At 62.4% G+C, this 2,454-nt stretch carries 2 protein-coding genes; both read right to left on the reverse strand.

The genetic code is table 11. The annotated features are described in order from the left end of the window. A partial coding sequence (locus I71_RS04605) for an NADP-dependent isocitrate dehydrogenase (RefSeq protein ID WP_042691261.1) occupies positions 1–921 on the reverse strand: 921 nt, incomplete at its 3' end. A gap of 325 nt (positions 922–1,246) precedes the next feature. Further along, the coding region (locus I71_RS04610) for a cyclopropane-fatty-acyl-phospholipid synthase family protein (RefSeq protein ID WP_042691265.1) at positions 1,247–2,454 on the reverse strand (1,208 nt) is incomplete at its 5' end.

Here is a 2,454-nt window from a genome sequence, read left to right on the forward strand (position 1 = left end):
GGCGGCTTCAGCCTCGACGGTCTTGCCATCCGGCGTCACCAGAACCGAGGTCATCAGGCCCAACGAGCCGAAGCCCTGAGCCACGACGTCCGACTCAACGTCGCCGTCGTAGTTCTTGCAGGCCCACACGAAACCGCCTTCCCACTTCAGGGCAGAGGCGACCATGTCGTCGATCAGGCGGTGTTCGTAGACCAGACCCTTGGCCTTGAACTTGTCAGCGTAGGTCTCGTCGAAGACCTTCTGGAAGATATCCTTGAAGCGCCCATCATAGGCCTTCAGGATCGTGTTCTTGGTCGACAGATAGACCGAGTAGCCTCGCTCCAGGCCGTACATGAAGCTGGAGTGAGCGAAGCCTTCGATTGAGTCGTCGAGGTTGTACATGCCCATCGCCACGCCGGCGCTGGGATAGTCGAACACCTCATGCTCGATCTGCTGACTGCCGTCGGCCGCTTCCCACTTGATCGTCATCTTGCCCGGGCCGGGGACGACGAAGTCGGTGGCCTTGTACTGGTCGCCGAAGGCGTGACGGCCGATGATGATCGGCTTGGTCCAGCCTGGAACGTAGCGCGGAACGTTGGAGCAGACGATCGGCTCGCGGAAGACGGTGCCGCCCAGGATGTTGCGGATCGTGCCGTTCGGCGACTTCCACATCTTCTTGAGGTTGAACTCCTTCACCCGCGCTTCGTCCGGGGTGATGGTCGCGCACTTGACGCCGACGCCATACTGCTTGATGGCGTTCGCCGACTCGACGGTGACCTTGTCGTCGGTCTTGTCGCGGTTCTCGATGCCGAGGTCGTAGTACTTCAGATCGATGTCGAGGTAGGGCAGGATCAGCTTGTCTTTGATAAACTGCCAGATGATGCGCGTCATCTCGTCGCCGTCGAGTTCGACGACCGGATTGGCTACCTTGATCTTGGTCATGGGTGCGAGATCTCCCCGAACGGGTAAGGGCGTTGTCATTCCTTGGGAGCCGGGCGCGTCGTCCAGCGGGCGCTTTTTGCCGGGGAGCATGCCGCTTGGGTGGCTCCCCGGTACCCCGGGCGGAAATCAATCGCGGTTATATAGCATCGCCCCGTAACGGAAAGGAAGGCGCGGCGGTGGCCCAAGCGCCGATGTCGCACGATTCCGCTTGCAACGCGGCCCGACGCCCGGCGATGATGATCAATTGGTATTACCGGTTGGTCGGATTCTTAGTCTTTCGCAGCGCAAAGGCCCGCAAGAGCCACAAATCCGACTTTCGGGACGGTCAGGCTGCCGACTCCGGCGTACGCGACGGCCGAAGCGCCGCCGGTTGATTGGCCGATGTGCCAGCAAGGTCCCGTTCCGCATTCAGCATGTAGTCACGGGTCAAAGGCACCGCTCCCAGCGAGCGTGCGACCTGAACTTGGAACACCATGTGACCCTGCAGGCGGAAGGCCAGTTCAGCGCCGGCCAGATAGAACTCCCACATCCGGCAGAACCGCTCGTCATACAGCGCCTTGGCTTCTTCCCAGCGGGCGAGGAAGCGGGCCCGCCAGTGGCGCAGCGTCTCGGCATAATGCAGGCGCAACACTTCCAGGTCGGTGGCCAGCAGGCCGGACCGCTCGATCACCGGCAGCACCTCCGACAGGGCAGGGGAGTAGCCGCCGGGGAAGATATATTTGCGGATCCAGGGATTGGTGCTTGCAGGCCCGTCGAGGCGGCCGATGGAATGGATCAGTGCCACTCCCTCGTCATTCAACATGTCACGCACCGCATTGAAGTAATCGCTGTAATGCGGCACGCCGACATGCTCGAACATGCCGACCGAAACGATACGGTCGAAAGCCCCACGGTGCGCGGCGGCGAATTCGCGATAATCGCGCAGCTCGAAGGTAACCCGGTCGGTCAGCCCCGCCTCCTCCGTCCGCTGGCGGGCAACGGCCAGTTGTTCCGACGACAGGGTGATGCCGGTTACCCGCGCGCCGGTATGCCGCGCCAGATAAAGCGCCATGCCACCCCAGCCGCAGCCGACATCGAGGATTCGCATGCCCGGTGCGATCAGCAGCTTGGCCGCGATGTGCCGCTTCTTGGCCTCCTGCGCCTCGTCGAGCGACAGGCCGGGTTCCACGAAATAGGCGCAGGAGTACTGCATGTCGCGGTCGAGGAAGAGCTGATAGAACTGCCGCGACAGATTGTAGTGATGCTCGACGTTCTGCCGCGACCGCTGCATCGGATTGTACTGCTGCACATGGCGCAGCAAAGGCGAGAGCGATTCCAGCGCACGGCCCAGCGCGCCCTGCACCTCGGCGCCGCTCATCAGCATCGCCAGAAGATCGTAGATGGTGCCGCCTTCGATGGAAAAGCGCCCGTTCATATAGGCTTCGCCGAATCGCAGGCGCGGGTTGATCAGCAGGTCCCGCTCCACCGCGCGGTCGTGCAGGCGAAGCGTCAAATGGGGAGGACCGGAGCCGATCCGATGGTGCTTTCCATCAG

Origin of the sequence: Azospirillum sp. B506, from assembly GCF_000333595.1 — a bacterium.
Classification (GTDB): domain Bacteria; phylum Pseudomonadota; class Alphaproteobacteria; order Azospirillales; family Azospirillaceae; genus Azospirillum.